This is a genomic window from Streptomyces sp. YJ-C3 (genome assembly GCF_053891275.1).
Map to the genome: position 1 here is coordinate 8,527,864 of NZ_CM132685.1, position 15,788 is coordinate 8,543,651.

Here is a 15,788-nt window from a genome sequence, read left to right on the forward strand (position 1 = left end):
TGGAGCCCTACCCCTCCACCCGCACCCCGAGCTGCGCCGCGAACGCCGGGGCCAGGTCGAAGAGCTGGGGCGCGGAGATCACCGCCCCGCCCAGCCGGTCCACGCCCCGCGCGATGCCCAGCTCGGCCGCGCCCCGCAGGTCGACGTCCGCCAGCGTGGCGCCCGTGAGGTCGGCGCCCTTGAGGACGCACCCGGGGAACTCCACCCGCTCCAGGCGGGCGCCCCCGAAGTCCGGCTCCACCAGCACGCACCCGTCGAACACGACGTCCTTCAGCCGCGCCTTGCGCAGGTTCAGATAGTCGATCTTGCCGCCCCGGATCACCACCCGCTCCAGGGCGGCGCCGTGCAGCTGCACCCCGCCGAGCCGCGCGTCCGCCACCTCCACGTCCCGCAGTGTCGCCTCCGCGAGATCCGTGCCGACGCCCCGGATCCCGGTCAGCACCGAGTCCAGGATCCGGGCGCGGTTCAGCGCGGTCCCGTCGAAGCCGCAGCCCTCGATCGCGCAGTCCATGAACCGGGCCCCGATCCCCTCCTGCCCGGCGAAGTCCGCGCCGGCGAACTCCACGCCGTCGTAGTCCCCGTCGGGCTCCAGCCGGCCGCCGTCCGCCCACGGCACCAGCTCGGGCAGCCGCACCTCCGGCCGCCGCGCCCGCTTCACCTTCGCCACTCCGCCACGCCTGTCTGCCATGCCCCCCATGCTGCCCGCCGCCACTGACAATCCCCGGCACCGGACCGCCCTTGACCTCAACCGGACTTGAGGTCGAAGACTGGCGTCCCGGAGCCACTGATCCACGTATCCGACGGGGGAGCGCCCATGCACGCCATCCGACTGCACGCCTTCGGCCCGGCCGAGAACCTCACGTACGAGAAGACCGAGGACCCCGAGCCGGGCCCCGGACAGGTCCGCATCGCGGTCGCGGCCGCGGGCGTGCACCTGCTGGACACCGCGATCCGCAGCGGTGTGCGGGGCCCGCTGCCCCGGCTCCCGGACCTGCCCACGATCCCCGGCCGTGAGGTCGCGGGCACCGTCGAGTCGCTCGGCCCAGGCACCGACCCGTCCTGGCTCGGCAAGCAGGTCGTGGCCCACCTCGGGTTCGCGCCCGGCGGCTACGCCGAACTGGCCGTCACGGACGCCGCCCGCCTGCACGAGATCCCGCCGGGCCTCGACGCCGCCCAGGCCGTCGCCATGATCGGCACGGGCCGCACGGCGCTCGGCATCCTCAACTTCACCGAGGTCACCCCGGAGACGGTCGCGATCGTCCCCGCGGCGGCGGGCGGCATCGGCACGCTCCTCGTCCAGTACGTGAAGCACGCGGGCGGCACGGTCATCGGCCTGGCCGGCGGCCCGGCGAAGGCGGCACAGGCCGCGGCGAACGGCGCGGACCTCGCCCTCGACTACAAGGACGCCAACTGGCCTGACCTGGCACGGGAGTTCCTCGACGCGCGCGGCGAGCGGGCCACCGTTCTCTTCGACGGGGTCGGCGGCCCGGCCGCGCTCGCGGCCCTCGACCTGCTCGGCCCCGGCGGCCACCACGTCGTCTTCGGCTGGTCCGACCAGGGCATCGGCGCCGGCGGCCCGCAGCTCCTGGACGAGACGGAACGGGCCCGCCGCGGCCTCGTCCAGGAAGAGGTCCTCGGCCCGGCGATGATGCGGAAGGCGGGCGGCGACAACCCGATCCGCACCCTGGAACTCGCCGCCCTCGACCTCGCGGGCCGCGGCGTCCTGACCCCGGCCGTGCACCGCTTCCCGCTCGCCGGGGCCGCGGCCGCGCATCACGCGCTGGAGACACGGGGCACGACGGGCAAGGTCGTGCTGGAGCCGTGACCGTCAGGCGGAGCACATGACCGGCGAGCTCCCGTGCCGCGCCGCGAGCGGGCGTACCCCGGGCTCCCACTCGTAGGAGAACCGGCCGTCCACACACGGGGTCCGCGCGCGCAGCAGATAGTTCTCCACCAGCTCCTCCAGCAGGTCCTCGGCCCGCTGTTCGGCGATCCCGAGGGCCGCGGCGGCCAGCACCGGCGTGAGCCGGTCGGGGGCGCCGGGCGACAACAGCGCCTGCGCCAGGGGCCGCGCCTCGGCGGGCAGCGTCGCGAGGGTCCGGTCGAATCCGGCCCGCACGCCCAGCGGATCGCCGTCGGCGCCCGCGGACGCGAGCACCCAGGTGGTGGCCTGCAGGGCTGTCCAGTGCGGGCGGCGGCGCAGCTGCGCGGCCACGGCGAACAGCGCGCCCGGCAGTCCCCGGCACAACCCGGTCAGTCGCCGCAGGCCCTCCGGGTCCATGGTGATCCGGTGGTGGGGCACGGAGGACGTCAGCAGGTGCAGGCAGTCGGCGAACGGCAGTCCGGCCAGCTCGACGTGGACCGCCGACGAGGACACGAACAGCCGGCGGCGGCTGCCGATCACCACCGCGCAGCCGGCGCCGGACGGCAGCAGCGGCAGGAGGTCCTGCGCGTCGCACACGTCGTCGAGCACCACCAGGACGCGCAGGCCGGCGGTCCAGGTGCGGAAGAGCAGGCTCAGATCGGTCGTGCCCAGGCGCACCTGCTCCTCCGTCGCGCCGAGTCCACGCAGGAACGAGCGGAGGATCTCGGCGGGCCGTACCCGCCGGCCGGCGCCGTCCCGGAGGCGGGCGTAGAGCCGTCCGTCCGGGTAGTCGCCGCTCACCTGATGGGCGGCGTGCAGGCACAGCTCGCTCTTGCCCGTGCCGGGGGCACCGCCCACGACCACGATCGGGCGGTCCCCGCGCGCCCGGCCGGCCAGCGCCTCGGTGAGGCGGGCCAGTTGGCCGGCGCGCCCGGTGAGGCGCTCGCGCGGGGCGGGCAGGTGGCAGGGCACCCGGGTGGCGGCGGTCACGGCCGTGCGCCGTCCGGCGGGGCGCAGCAGTGCCTCGTCCGAGGTGAGCACGGCCGTGTGCAGGGCCTGGAGTTCGGGTGAGGGGTCGAGTCCCAGCTCGGTGGCGATCCGCTCACGGGCCCGCTGGTAGACCTGAAGTGCCTCGGCCCGCCGGTCCATGCGGTAGAGCGCTGTCATCAGGTTGCGCTGGGCCCGTTCGTTCGTGGGTTCCCGTGCGGTCAGCGAGGTGAGTTCGCCGAGTACCTCGTGGTGCCGGCCGAGGTGCAGGTCGGATTCGATCCGCAGGTGGTGCGCGCCGGTGCGCAGCTCGTGCAGGCGGACCGCCTCGGCCTGCAGCGTGGCCCCCTTGCGCACGTCCACCAGGGCGTCGTCCCGCCAGAGCTCCAGCGCTGCGGCCGCCGTGTCACGGGCGCCGGCGAAGTTCTCGTCGCGGAACTCCGCACGGGCCCGGTCGAGCAGCGGCTCGCACCGGAAGACGTCCACATGGTCGGCGGGCAGCGTCAGCTGGTAGCCGCCGTCGACCGTGCCCAGCAGCGGCCCGGCCCCCCGTACCGCGCCGCCGCTCCTCGGGTTGCCGAGCGAGAAGCGCTTCCTGAGCTGGTAGACGTACGTCTGCAGCGCGGTGTGGGCGCTGGCCGGCGGGTCGTCGTCCCACAGCTCGTCCATGAGCTGCTCGAAGCGCACCACCCGGCCGGCGTTCAGCACGAGCAGAGCCAGTGTCTGACGTACTTTCTGGGCGGCCGGCGCCAGATCGACGCGTTGATCGTCCTCATAGGCCTGGAGCGGCCCGAGAAGGTTGACTCTCATGAAGCTCCCCCTGACTCACGTTCGTTCGGTCCCCGTCACAGGAGTTCGTCGGCCAGCAGCTGCCAGCTCTTCGCGTACTCCTGTGCCAGCCGGGCCACCGAGTCCTTGCAGTGCGGCGGCAGGCCGGCGGCGATGTCCTCCCGGTGCCGGGCGAGTGCCGCGCCGGCCTCCATCAGACGCAGCAGCGAGCGGCCGGTCTCGGTGAACCGCAGCGCCGGGTCGCGGCGCAGCATGCTGTGCAGCCGCTCCGCGTCCCGCGCCTCCTCCCCCGCCCCGGATCCGTCCGCCGGCCGCCCCCAGGCGTCCCCGCGCGCCATCCTGGCCCGCACCCCCGCGACCGTGCCCGGTGAGACGCCCGCCTGGCGGGCGATCTGCCGCAGCGACGCCTGCGGGTTCTCCCGCAGCAGCGCGGCGGCGCGCTCCCGGCCCGGACCGGGGTCCAGCGGCCGGGCCCGGCCGTCCCGGCCGACCCGTTTGTCGCCGGGCTCGGCGGCGCCGGCCAGCCGGCGCCGGATCGATGCCGTGCGGCTCGGGGACAGCCCGGCCAGTTTCGCCACCGCCCGGTCCGACCACTCGGGCCGGGCGGTGAGGATGTGCTCGGCGGCCGCGCTGCGTTCCCCCGCCGTCAGCGGCAGCCCGTGCGTGACATTGAGCGCGACCGCCAGCAGGCGGGCGTCCTCCGCGCTGCCGTCGAACCAGCGGACGGCGACCGTGGTACGGCCCCGCAGCTGCGCGGCGCGCAACCGGTGGATCCCGTCGACGACCGTCATGGACGCGCGGTGCACCAGCACCGGCGGCAGGGCTTCGCCGGCGTCCGCGAGCGCGCGGGCGTGCTCCGGGTCCTCCGTCGTGCTGCGGGGGGAGTCCCCCACCCGCAGCGCCGAGATCGGGGCCCGCTCCACCGGGGCGGTCTCCAACTCGCCGCGCAGCGCCAGCAGATGCTCCGCGTCCAGTCGCTCGGCCGACACCGTCATCGGGGCCTCCTGCCGGATCCGGTCGCCTCGGCCTACTGCCAGCCCGCGTCGTCCGACTGACGCGGCGCGACGCCGTCCGCCAGGACGTTCGTGCCCGGCGTCTGCCAGCCGGCGTCACGCGTCGACCGCTGCCAGCCCGCGTCGTCCGTGGCCGCGTGGATGTCGCGGATCTGCGACTGGGCGGCGCCTCCCGCCACCGACAGAACCGCCACGGCCGCCACTGCGAATGCTGCAATTCGACGCATCGTCGTCATGTCCCCTCGTGCATGCGCCCCGGTCAGGGGCCTTTCGGTCGCTCGTCGGGCGCCGATCGGCCCGACGACTGGATTCCACACCCGGCCGAGGGGCCTGAGAAGGGGTTTCGGGGTGGTCCCAGCGGCCATGTCCTGATCAGGACAGAGTCGGCGCCGGCTCGGCCCGCAGGAACGGCCACCCGCCGAGCTCCGGCCGGGCGGCGACCGCGCTCCACCAGGCGATGCGCGCGGCCGTGCCGGCGGCCGCGGGCTCCGGGGCGAGCAGGTAGAGGCCGATGACCGGGCCCGCCCCGTCCTCCGTGTGCACGGAGACATGGCGGACCGTGGCGGCGGGGGCGGCGGACCGGACGACGGTCCCGGCCACGTCGGTGCCCGCGGGAAACGGCAGACCGTCCGGATGGGGCCCCAGGTGAATATGAACGAGGTGCATAAGCCGTCTTCGTCGTCCGGCCGGATCAAAGCCCGGCTCGGCAGGGCGATCGGCGTCACATCCCGGACGCAGATCCTTCATGTAAACTCCACAAGCATTTTTTGGAACGGGATTGTGTCCAGGGGGGAGGATCCCTTTGCTTTCTGGACTGGGAATAGACCCGGCTGCCGAGGCCGTCTACCGGACGTTGCTCGAGCAGCCGGACAGCGATGTTTCCGACTGGGCCGACGACCTCGGCCTGACGGAGCGCGAAGCACGGGAGGCACTGGACCGGCTGAGCAAGCTGGCCCTCATCAGACAGTCGTCGGCGCACGAGTCACAGGTGCGCGCGGTGAACCCCCTGCTCGGCCTCGAAGCGCTGCTCGCCCAGCAGCAGGCCGAACTCGCCGCGCACCAGCAGCGGGTGGAGGCGAGTCGCGCGGTGGTCGCCGAGACCATCGCCCAGTTCGCGCACCAATACGCCCCCGGGGCCGGCTCGGGATTCCATTTCCTTTCGGGTGTCGACGCCATCAGGGAACATCTCGAAATCCTGACCGACCGGGTCCAGGAAGAATTCCTCACCTTTGCCCCCGGCGGCCCGCAGACCGCGGAGAACATGGCGGCGTCCCGGCCGCTCAACCTCCGCCTGCTGGGACGTGGCGTACGCATGCGGACGGTGTATCTGGACAGCATTCGCCGTGACGCGGCGACCGTCGCGCACGCCGAATGGCTCGTCTCCCAGGGCGCCCACGTGCGTACCACTCCCACGCTTCCCAATCGTCTGATCCTGATCGACCGGCAGACGGCCCTCATCGCGGCCGACAGCCAGAACACCGGTGCGGGCGCCGTGGTCATCGACAATCCCGGAACAATTGCCCTGATTCACGCATTGTTCGAGACCGTGTGGCAGTCCGGACAGCTCATCGGCACCCGTCCGGAGCGCGTACCCGAGGCGCTCACCACGCACCAGACTGAGGTGCTCCGTCTCATGGCGCAAGGACTGACCGACGACGCCATCGCCCACCATCTCGGCGTCTCGGCCCGCACCGTACGCCGCACGATGGCCCAGCTGCTCACCGTGCTCGACGCCAGAAGCCGCTTCCAAGCAGGTGTGCAGGCGGTGCGGCGCGGCTGTCTGCCCAGCTCCGCCGAGTGACGCCGAGGGGGTGTCCAACCGTCCGCCGTGGACGGTTGGACACCCCCTCGCTTTTCCCGACAGGCCCTTGTCGCACCGCACTTGAGTCGCGGTTGAGCCGCCGCGGCCGGCCCCGTGCCACAGTCGGCCCATGCTTCACAGGCGTGCTGATCAATTTCTGATCGAACGGATAAAGCAAATCCGCCGGGGCCTCACGGGAACCCCGCTGATCCCTCTGGCGGACGAGCAGTGCGACATCGTCGCCAAGCTGGAATTCTGCAATCCTGCCGGAAGTACCAAGGACCGTTCGGCGCTGTGGATTCTGGAACAGGCAATAGGCCGCGGTGAGATAGCGCACGACACCACGGTGGTCGAGTCGTCGTCCGGCAATTTCGCGCTGGCTCTGGCTTTCTACTGCCGCATGCTCGGTATCTCGTTCGTCCCTGTCATCGACCCGAACTGCAACGAGGCCACCGAGGCCCAACTCCGCCTGCTCTGCGAGCGGGTGGAGAAAGTGTCCGTCCGTGATGCGGCGGGTGGATACCTGAAGACCCGGCTGTCCCGGGTCCAGGAACTGCTGGGCGAACTCAACTCGGCCTACTGGCCCAATCAGTACGCCAATCCGGATGCCCGCGACGCGCATTACCGCTTCACCGCGGGCGAGTTGATCGCGCAGGCCGGCCCGCTCGACTACCTCTTCGTCGGCGTGGGCACGGGCGGCACGATCGCCGGGCTCTCCCAGCGGATCAAGGAGGCCTACCCCGGCTGCGTGGTCGTCGCCGTCGACACCGAGGGTTCGGTGATCTTCGGGGGGCCACCGAAGAAGCGGCGGATCCCCGGCATCGGCTCCAGCATCGTGCCGCCGCTGTGCGGCCATGCGCTGATCGACCAGGTCGAGATCGTCTCCGAGGTGCGCGCCGTCGAGGCCTGTGCCGCCCTGGCCGCCAAGTACGGCCTGTACGCGGGCGGTTCGACCGGCAGCGCCTACGCCGCCGTCCAGGACTACTTCGCCCGTCACCGGCCCGGCGCGCACCGCCCCCGGGTCGCCTTCATCGCCGCCGACCGCGGCCATGCCTACGCCCAGACCGTCTACGACCCCACGTGGTTCCAGCAGCTGCGCGCGGAAGCGGTACAGCCCGCCCGCGTCGAAGCCCTGGCCGTCAACTGAAGGAGAAACACCCCGTGTCCACCCTGGCCCCACCGCCCATGACCGTGATCGGCGCGGGCGACATCGCCGCCGAGACGGACCGCAACCGCCCCGAGCTCGTCGAGGTCGTCCGCGCCGCCTACCTCGCGCACGACGCCGGACAGAGCTCGAACCCGCACAGCTCGTTCCTGCGCTTCCCGCACCAGGACCGGTCGCGCATCATCTCTCTGCCCGCCTATCTGGGCGGCGAGTTCGAGGTCGCCGGCAACAAGTGGATCGCCAGCTTCCCGGACAACACGCAGCACGGCATTCCCCGCGCCTCGGCCACCCTGATCCTCAACGACTGCGTGACCGGCTATCCGTTCGCCTGCATGGAGTCCTCGATCGTCTCGGCGACGCGGACCGCGGCCTCCGCCGTGCTCGGCGCCCAGACGCTGCTCGGCGCGCGTCGCGCCCGCCGCGTCGGCATCGTGGGCACGGGGCTGATCGCCCAGCACGTGTGGCGGTTCCTGCGGGATCTCGACTGGGAGATCGACGGCTTCCGGCTCTTCGACCTCGACCCGGCGGCGGCGGGCCGCTTCCGTGCCGTCATGTCCGAGGACACGGACGCCGAGATCGTGGTCGCCGACACGGTGGACGACGCCTTCACGGACTGTGACCTGGTGGTGCTGACCACGGTGGCCGGCGAGCCGCACCTGCACGACCCCCGGCTGCTGGCCCACAACCCGGTGGTGCTGCACCTGTCCCTGCGCGACCTCGCCCCCGAGATGATCCTCGCCGCACAGAACTTCACCGACGACGTCGACCACGCGGTACGCGAGCGCACCTCGCTGCACCTGACCGAACAGCGCACCGGCAACCGGGACTTCATCGACGGCACCCTCGGCGACCTGCTGCGGGGGCGGCTGCGCCGCCACCCCGGGCGTCCGGCGGTCTTCTCGCCGTTCGGGCTCGGCGTGCTGGACCTCGCCGTCGGCAAGTGGGTGCACGACCGGGTCGTCGCCGCCGGCCGGGGCCGCAGCGAGAGCGACTTCTTCACCGGAGTGGGGGTCTGACGCATGAGCACCTCACCCGCCCCGCAGGCCGCGGACGACCGGCACATCGTCGTGGTGAACCACGAGGACCAGTACTCGGTCTGGTTCGCCGGCCGCGAGCTGCCCGCCGGCTGGACCGCCACCGGCGCCCAGGGCACCCGCCAGGAGTGCCTGGACCACATCGAGCAGGTGTGGACCGATCTGACGCCGCGCTCCGTGCGGGCCGCACGATGACGGCCGCCGCCCTCGCACCCGCCTGGCTGCGCGGGCTGGGCAGCCGTGCGCACACCGCGCGCAGCCGCCTGTTCGTCTTCCCGCACGCCGGCGCGGGCGCCTCCGCGTACCGCCTGGCGACGTACCTCCCGGACACCGTCGAGGTCTGCACGGTCCAGCTGCCCGGCCGGGAGAACCGGTTCGCCGAGCCGGCCCTGACGTCCCTGGACGACGCCGTGGCCGCGCTCGCGCCGCTCGTCGCGGACCACACCGGCCTGCCGTACGCCTTCTTCGGGCACAGCATGGGCTCCCTGATCGCCTTCGAGACGGCCCGGCGGCTGCGCGCGCTCGGTGTGCGCCTGCCCGACCGCCTGTTCCTGTCGGGCATGCGCGCCCCCGGCCTGCCGGACCGCGACGTGCGGCACACGCTGCCGGACGACGAGCTGCTCGCCACGGCCGAGTTCGGCGGTGTGGACGCCGAGTTGCAGGAGCTGCTGCTGCCGCTGCTGCGCGCGGACCTGACGCTGTGCGAGACGTACACGCACCGCGACGAGGCACCCCTGGCCTGCCCCCTGACCGTTCTGGCCGGCTCGGACGACGACAGCGTCGACGGGACGGAGCTCGCCCGCTGGCGCGAGCACACCTCGGCCGACTTCGACATGCACCTGTTCCCGGGCGCCCCCCACCTCTACGTGCGCGGCGCGGAACAGCAGCTGGCACAGACGATCACGCGCACCTTCCCCGCACGGGGCTGAGAAAGGATCAGTTCATGGCGCCGACCACCCTGGTCGCACTGTGGGAGCGGCAGGCAGCCGCGACGCCCGACGCGGTCGCCGTCGTCGCGGGGGCACACCACGCCACCTACGCCGACGTGGACCGACGGGCCACGGCACTCGCCGTCGAGCTCCAGGCCCGCGGCATCGGGCCGGAGGGCCTGGTCGGCGTCTGCCTGGGCCGTTCCGTCGAGATGGTCGTGGCCCTGCTCGGCATCCTGAAGTCGGGCGCCGCGTACCTGCCTCTCGACCCGAGCTACCCGGCCGACCGGCTTCGGCACATGACCTCGGACTCGGGGGCCGGGCTGTGGCTGTGCGACGCCGAACACCGCGCTCAGGCCCTGGCGTCCGGCGCGGCCGACGTCCTGCTGGTCGAGGACCTCCCCGCGGAGCCGGCCGCACCGATCGCCCCGGCGGCACGGCCGCACCACCTGGCGTACGTCATCTACACCTCCGGCTCGACCGGCCTGCCCAAGGGCGTCGCCGTCGACCACGCGGCGATCGCCTCGTTCCTGCGGAGCGTGGCCGAGCGCCCCGGTCTCGGCGCGGACGACCGGGTCCTCGCGCTGACCCCGCTGTCGTTCGACATCTCGACGCTGGAACTGTTCCTGCCGCTGACCCGGGGCGCGACGGTCGTGATGGCCCCGCGGGCCGCCAACACCGACCCCGAGCTGCTGACCGCCACCATCGCCGGGGAGCGGGTGAGCGTCGTGCAGGCGACCCCCACCACCTGGCGGATGCTGCTGGCGTCCGGCTGGACGGACGGGCACGGCCGGGTGCTGCTGTCGGGCGGCGAACCGCTCGACCCGCAGCTGGCCCGCGACCTGCTCGCCACGGGCGGCACCCTGTGGAATCTGTACGGGCCGACCGAGGCGACGGTGTGGGCCACCGCTGCCCGGATCGACGCCGTGACCGACCGGGTCACGGTCGGGACGGCTCTGTCCAACACCCGGCTGCACGTCGTCGACGAGGACGGGCGGGAGGCCGGACCGGGCATCACCGGCGAGCTGTGGATCGGCGGCGAGGGCGTGGCACGCGGCTACCTCGGCCGGCCCGCGCTGACCGCCGACCGGTTCGTGCCCGACCCGTTCGGGGACGCCCCCGGGCGCCTGTACCGGACCGGCGACCTCGCACGGTGGTCCGCCGACGGCACCCTGGAGGTGCTCGGGCGCAACGACCACCAGGTCAAGGTGCGCGGCTTCCGCATCGAACTCGGCGAGATCGAGGCCTGTGTGCGCAGCCACCCGCTCGTCGCGGACGCGGTGGTGGTCGTGGACCGCGAGGCCGTCGGCGGCGACCGGCTGGTGGCCTGCCTCGTCCCCGCGCACGACGCGGCGCACGCGGCCGAGGACCTGCCCCGCCAGGTGCGCGACCACCTCGCGCAGCAGCTGCCGGCCCACATGGTGGCCCAGGGCTACGCCGTGCTCGACGCCCTGCCCCGCACCCCCGCGGGCAAGGCCGACCGCGGCGCCGTCTCGCGCATCGCGTACAGCCCGGTCCGGACGGACGAGCCGCGGCCCGGCGACGCGCCCCTGCCGCCGCTCACCGCGGCGGTGTGCCGCGTGTGGGCCGACGTGCTCGGGCTCGACGACGTGTCCCCGTACGACGACTTCTTCGGTCTGGGCGGCCAGTCGCTCACCGCGGTACGGGTCGTGGCCCGGCTGCGCACCGAGCTCGGCGTGCCGGTCGACACCCAGTCGGTCTTCGCGCATCCGACACCCGCCGCGCTGGCCGCCGCGCTGGACGGTCCGGCGCCCTCGGCGACCGCGCCGATCCCCGCGGCGACGACCGCCGCACTCTCCTTCGGCCAGGAGCGGATCTGGTTCTTCGAGCAGCTGAACGAGGGGGTGCCCGCCTACCACCTGCCGGTCGTCCTGGGCCTGCCCGGCGGGCGCGTCGACCTGACGCTGCTGCAGGACTGCCTGTCCGCGCTGGTGCACCGCCACCCCGCGCTGCGCACGGCCCTCGTCGCCGTCGACGGCCGGGTCCGTCCCGAGCCGTGCGAGCCGGGCCCGGTGCCGCTGCGCCGCACCGAGGTCGCCGAGGAGGATCTGGACGCGCTGCTCACCGAGCTGATCCGAGCCCCCTTCGCGCTCGACCGCCCGCCGCTGCTGCGCGCGGACGTGCTGCGCACCCCGGACCGCGACGTCACACTGCTGACCATCCATCACATCGCCTGCGACGGGGCGTCGGTGGACCTGATGGTGCGGGAGCTGGGCGAGCTCTACACGGATCTCGCCGCCGGCCGCCGTCCCGCCCCGGCGCCGCTGCCGGTGACGTACGCCGACTACGCGGCCTGGCAGCGCGGGCGGCTCACCGGCGCCGAGCTGGAGCGGCTGCTCGGCCACTGGCGCACCCGGCTGTCCGGCGTGCCCGCCCTGGAGCTGCCGACCAGCAGGCCCCGGCCGGCCGTCGCGAGCCACCGCGGGCGCCGTGAACTGCTGCGCGTCCCCGCCGGCCTGGCGCACCGGCTGCGCGCGCTGTGCCGGGCGGAGGGCGTCACCCTGTTCATGGGGCTGCTGGCCCCGCTGCAGGTGCTGCTGGGCCGGTACGCCGACGAGAGCGACGTCGCTGTCGGCACCCTGGTCGGCGGCCGCACGCACCCCGAACTCGCGGATGTCGTCGGCTACTTCGTGAACACCGTCGTCCTGCGCACCGATGTGTCCGGCGACCCGACGTGGCGCGAGCTGCTGGGCCGTGTCCGCGAGGTCGCGCGGGAGGCCTACGCGCACCAGGAGCTGCCCTTCGAGAAGCTGGTGGCACAGCTGTGCCCGGAGCGCGACCTGAGCCGCAACCCGCTCTTCCAGGTGCTGTTCGCCCTGCACGAGGAGCCGCCGGGCGGTGCCGTCACCGAGCTGTACGACCGCAAGGAGCTGGAGGGCCGGCTCGGCACCGCCCGCTTCGACCTCGCCTTCGACGTGACGGACCACGCGGCCGGCGCCGGTGACCTCAGCGTCTCCGTCGAGTACGCCACCGATCTGTTCGACGCCGAGTTCGTGCGGGGCCTCGGCCGGCACTTCCTGCGAGTGATCGAGCAGATGGTGTCCGGCGCCACGGCCCGGCTGTCCGAGCTGGAGATCGTCTCGGCCGGTGAGCTGCGCGCGCTCTCGCTGGGCGACCACGCCGAGCCGCTGCCCGAGCCGACCACCCTGGTGCGTCTGTGGGACCGCCAGGTGCGGAGCACCCCGGACGCGGTCTGCGTCGTGGGCGACGGCCGGTCGCTGACGTTCGCCGAGACCGACGCCCGGGCCTCGGCCCTGGCCGGGGAACTGCGGGCCAGGGGCGTCCGCCCGGAGAGCCTGGTCGGCGTCTGCCTGGAGCGCTCGGTGGAGCTGGTGGTCGCCCTGCTGGGGGTCCTGAAGGCCGGCGGCGCCTATGTGCCGCTCGACCCCGGCCACCCGGCGGACCGCCTGCAGTACCTGCTGGCCGACTCGGGCGTCCGGCTGGTCGTCACCGATCCGGAGCACCCCGCCTCGGCCCTGTTCGGCGACGGCGTGCGGCTCGTGGCGGTGGACCAGGAGCCCGGGACGGACCCGGGCCCGGCCGAGGAGGCGCAGTCGCACCACCTCGCCTACGTGATCTACACATCCGGCTCGACGGGCAACCCCAAGGGCGTCGCGATCACCCACGCCAACATCACGGGGTTCCTGGAGTGGAACCAGCGGCTGTGCCGGCTCACCGAGCGGGACCGGGCCCTGCTCAACCACTCGGTGGCGTTCGACAATTCGGTCTGGGAGATCTTCCAGTGCCTGGTGTCCGGCGCCGAGCTGCACCTGGCGGGCCCCACCGCCGCCTACGATCCCGAGGAGTTCCTGCGGGAGGTCGCCGAGCGCGGCATCACCACGCTCAACGCGACCCCTTCGCAGATGCGGATCCTGCTGGACTCCCGCACCGACCCGGCGCCCCGGCTGGCGTCCGTGCGGCTGGTGTTCACCGGCGCGGAGGCGGTGCCGCACGACGTGGCCCGCCGCATCCTGGCCGTCACCGCACCCGGGTGCCGGGTCTTCAACGAGTACGGACCCACCGAGGCGACCGTCACCTCGGCGTTCTGCCCGATCACCGAGGAACTGCTCGACCGGCACGCCCACCGCCCGAGCGTCCCGTTCGGCCGGGCGACCGACAACGCGCACCTGTACGTGCTGGACCCGCAGCTGCGCCCGGTCGCCCCGGGCTGTCGCGGCGAACTGTACGTCGGCGGCAGCGCGGTAGGCCGCGGCTATCTCGGCCGGCCGGCCCGGACTGCCGGGGCGTACCTGCCCGACCCGTACGCCGCGGAACCCGGCGCCCGGATGTACGCCACGGGCGACGTGGTGCGGCTGCTGCCCGACGGCAACCTGGTCTTCCTCGGCCGCAACGACCACCAGGTCAAGGTGCGCGGCTTCCGCATCGAGCTCGGCGAGATCGAGTCGGCGCTCCAGGACCATCCCGCCGTCGCCGACTGCGTGGTGGCCGTGCGCCGCACGCGCACCGGAGTGGACCAGCTGGCGGCCTACCTGATCCCCGAGCATCCCGGCCGCCCGGCCCCGGACCCGGCGGACCTGCGGGCCCACCTCGCAGAGCAACTGCCGCCGTACATGCTGCCGCAGAGCTACACCGCGATCGCGGAGATCCCCCTCACCCCGAACGGCAAGGTCGACCGGGACGCGCTGCCCGACCCCCGCCCGGGGACCGCCCCGGCCCCCGCCGCCCGCCGCGCCGTCACCAAGCAGCAACTGCTGGTGGCCGAGGTCTGGCGGGAGTGCCTCGGCGTCGAGGAGGACTTCGGGCCGCAGGACGACTTCTTCGACGTCGGCGGCACCTCGTTGACCGTCACCGCGGTCGCGGGCCGGCTCGGCGAACGGCTCGGGCGCCGGGTCCCCCCGGTCCTGGTCTTCAAAAACCCCACCGTCGCGGGCCTCGCCGAGGCCCTGGAGGAGGACACACAGCGATGAGCAGCACCGACAGCACGAGCGTCGTCCTCGTCGACGCCTATCCGTCGAGCTACGCGCTGGCACAGGCGTTCATGGACCGCGGCTGCGCCGTCGTCCGCGTACAGAGCACCGCGGAGGTGCCGCAGTGCTACCGCGGCACGTTCGACACCAGCGCCTTCAGCGACGACATCATCCACAGCGGTGTCCTGGCCGACACCGTCGACGCCGTCGCGCGGCACGCGCCCGTCGCCGTCATCGCGGCCGGCGAGTACGGCGTCGAACTGGCCGACCGGCTCAGCGAGGCCCTCGGCGTGCCCACCAACGGCACCGCGCTCTCGCCCGCCCGACGCGACAAGTACCGCATGATCGAGACGGTCAGGGCGGCGGGGCTGCGCGCAGCCCGGCAACGGCTCGTCGAGGACGCCGAGTCGCTGAGGGACTTCCATCACGAGGTCGGCGGCCGGATCGTGGTCAAGCCGCTGCGCAGCGCGGCGAACGACGGGGTGACCGTCTGCGACACCCCCGAGGAGTCGGCGCTCGCGCTGAAGGCGATCCTGGGCGCGACGACCGTGTTCTCGGAGACCAACACCGCGGCCGTGGCCCAGGAGTACCTGGTCGGCGGCGAGTACGTGGTGGACACCGTCAGCCGGGACGGGGCGCACCGGGTCACCGACGTCTGGAAGTACAGCAAGATGTCCGTGCCCGGGGTCCGCGACCGCATCACCGGCGGCCATCTGATACCGCACGACGCGCCCCTGCGCGACCAGCTCACCGCGTACGCGTTCGGCGTCCTCGACGCTCTCGGCATCCGGCACGGCCCCGCGCATCTGGAGATCATCGTCACCGCGGACGGCCCCTGCCTGGTCGAGGTCGGCGCCCGCATCGCCGGCGCCAACACCCCGTACTACGCCGAACTCGGCGCGGGCGAGTCGCAGATCGGCTGGACCCTGGACGCCTATCTGGACCCGGAGCGCTTCCTGGCCGAGCACCGGCGCCCCTACCGGCTGAGCCGCCATGTCTCGGTGTGCTGGCCGACGGCTCCGGCCGGCGGCACCCTGCGTTCCTATCCCCTGCTCGACACGGTCCGCGCCCTGGAGAGCTTCAACAACGTGGAGATGTTCGTCCGGCCCGGCGACACCGTCGTCCAGACCGTCGACGACTCCACGAAGACCCTCGCGGTCGGCTTCGTCCACCCCGTGGCGGAGACCGTCGACCGCGACGTCAACGCCCTGCGCCATCTGGACGGGCCCGGGTTCTACAACTTGCATCGGAACTGAC

At 73.4% G+C, this 15,788-nt stretch carries 13 protein-coding genes; 8 read left to right on the forward strand and 5 right to left on the reverse strand.

The window, feature by feature from the left end:
• Window positions 1–7: 7 nt before the first annotated feature.
• On the reverse strand, window positions 8–688 hold the full coding sequence (locus ACVHNB_RS38635) for a pentapeptide repeat-containing protein (protein ID WP_428953928.1): 681 nt from the start codon (window positions 686–688) through the stop codon (window positions 8–10).
• Between the two features lie 126 nt (window positions 689–814).
• Here ACVHNB_RS38635 and ACVHNB_RS38640 point away from each other — a divergent pair, with 126 nt between their 5' ends.
• A complete protein-coding gene (locus tag ACVHNB_RS38640; RefSeq protein WP_456226963.1) occupies window positions 815–1,825 on the forward strand; it encodes a zinc-binding dehydrogenase in 1,011 nt (336 codons plus the stop codon).
• A 3-nt stretch (window positions 1,826–1,828) separates the two neighbouring features.
• Here the strand turns inward: ACVHNB_RS38640 and ACVHNB_RS38645 are convergent, their stop codons facing one another.
• The 4 genes from ACVHNB_RS38645 to ACVHNB_RS38660 all read right to left on the reverse strand — a co-directional run bounded on the left by ACVHNB_RS38645 (window position 1,829) and on the right by ACVHNB_RS38660 (window position 5,319).
• Window positions 1,829–3,661, reverse strand: coding sequence for an AfsR/SARP family transcriptional regulator (locus ACVHNB_RS38645; RefSeq protein WP_428953926.1), 1,833 nt, complete (start codon window positions 3,659–3,661; stop codon window positions 1,829–1,831).
• Between the two features lie 35 nt (window positions 3,662–3,696).
• Window positions 3,697–4,635 carry a hypothetical protein gene (locus tag ACVHNB_RS38650; protein ID WP_456226964.1) on the reverse strand — a complete coding sequence of 313 codons (939 nt, stop codon included), beginning with the start codon at window positions 4,633–4,635 and terminating at the stop codon, window positions 3,697–3,699.
• Between the two features lie 32 nt (window positions 4,636–4,667).
• Window positions 4,668–4,847, reverse strand: coding sequence for a hypothetical protein (locus ACVHNB_RS38655; protein ID WP_456226965.1), 180 nt, complete (start codon window positions 4,845–4,847; stop codon window positions 4,668–4,670).
• 178 nt (window positions 4,848–5,025) lie between these two features.
• Window positions 5,026–5,319 carry a hypothetical protein gene (locus tag ACVHNB_RS38660; protein WP_456226966.1) on the reverse strand — a complete coding sequence of 98 codons (294 nt, stop codon included), beginning with the start codon at window positions 5,317–5,319 and terminating at the stop codon, window positions 5,026–5,028.
• Window positions 5,320–5,506: 187 nt separating this feature from the next.
• Here ACVHNB_RS38660 and ACVHNB_RS38665 point away from each other — a divergent pair, with 187 nt between their 5' ends.
• The 7 genes from ACVHNB_RS38665 to ACVHNB_RS38695 all read left to right on the forward strand — a co-directional run bounded on the left by ACVHNB_RS38665 (window position 5,507) and on the right by ACVHNB_RS38695 (window position 15,787).
• Window positions 5,507–6,454, forward strand: a complete 948-nt coding sequence (locus ACVHNB_RS38665; protein ID WP_428953922.1) for a helix-turn-helix transcriptional regulator — start codon at window positions 5,507–5,509, stop codon at window positions 6,452–6,454.
• A gap of 130 nt (window positions 6,455–6,584) precedes the next feature.
• Window positions 6,585–7,601 (forward strand): 2,3-diaminopropionate biosynthesis protein SbnA, encoded by a 1,017-nt coding sequence (gene sbnA, locus ACVHNB_RS38670; protein WP_428953921.1) that lies wholly within the window; start codon window positions 6,585–6,587, stop codon window positions 7,599–7,601.
• Window positions 7,602–7,639: 38 nt separating this feature from the next.
• On the forward strand, window positions 7,640–8,635 hold the full coding sequence (gene sbnB / locus ACVHNB_RS38675; protein ID WP_428957627.1) for a 2,3-diaminopropionate biosynthesis protein SbnB: 996 nt from the start codon (window positions 7,640–7,642) through the stop codon (window positions 8,633–8,635).
• 3 nt (window positions 8,636–8,638) lie between these two features.
• A complete protein-coding gene (locus ACVHNB_RS38680; protein ID WP_428953920.1) occupies window positions 8,639–8,848 on the forward strand; it encodes an MbtH family protein in 210 nt (69 codons plus the stop codon).
• Window positions 8,806–9,582, forward strand: a complete 777-nt coding sequence (locus ACVHNB_RS38685) for a thioesterase II family protein (RefSeq protein ID WP_456226967.1) — start codon at window positions 8,806–8,808, stop codon at window positions 9,580–9,582. Before ACVHNB_RS38680 ends, ACVHNB_RS38685 begins: the two co-directional genes overlap by 43 nt.
• A 14-nt stretch (window positions 9,583–9,596) precedes the next feature.
• On the forward strand, window positions 9,597–14,531 hold the full coding sequence (locus ACVHNB_RS38690) for an amino acid adenylation domain-containing protein (RefSeq protein WP_456226968.1): 4,935 nt from the start codon (window positions 9,597–9,599) through the stop codon (window positions 14,529–14,531).
• A complete protein-coding gene (locus ACVHNB_RS38695) occupies window positions 14,528–15,787 on the forward strand; it encodes an ATP-grasp domain-containing protein (protein ID WP_456226969.1) in 1,260 nt (419 codons plus the stop codon). Before ACVHNB_RS38690 ends, ACVHNB_RS38695 begins: the two co-directional genes overlap by 4 nt.
• Window position 15,788 lies beyond the last annotated feature (1 nt).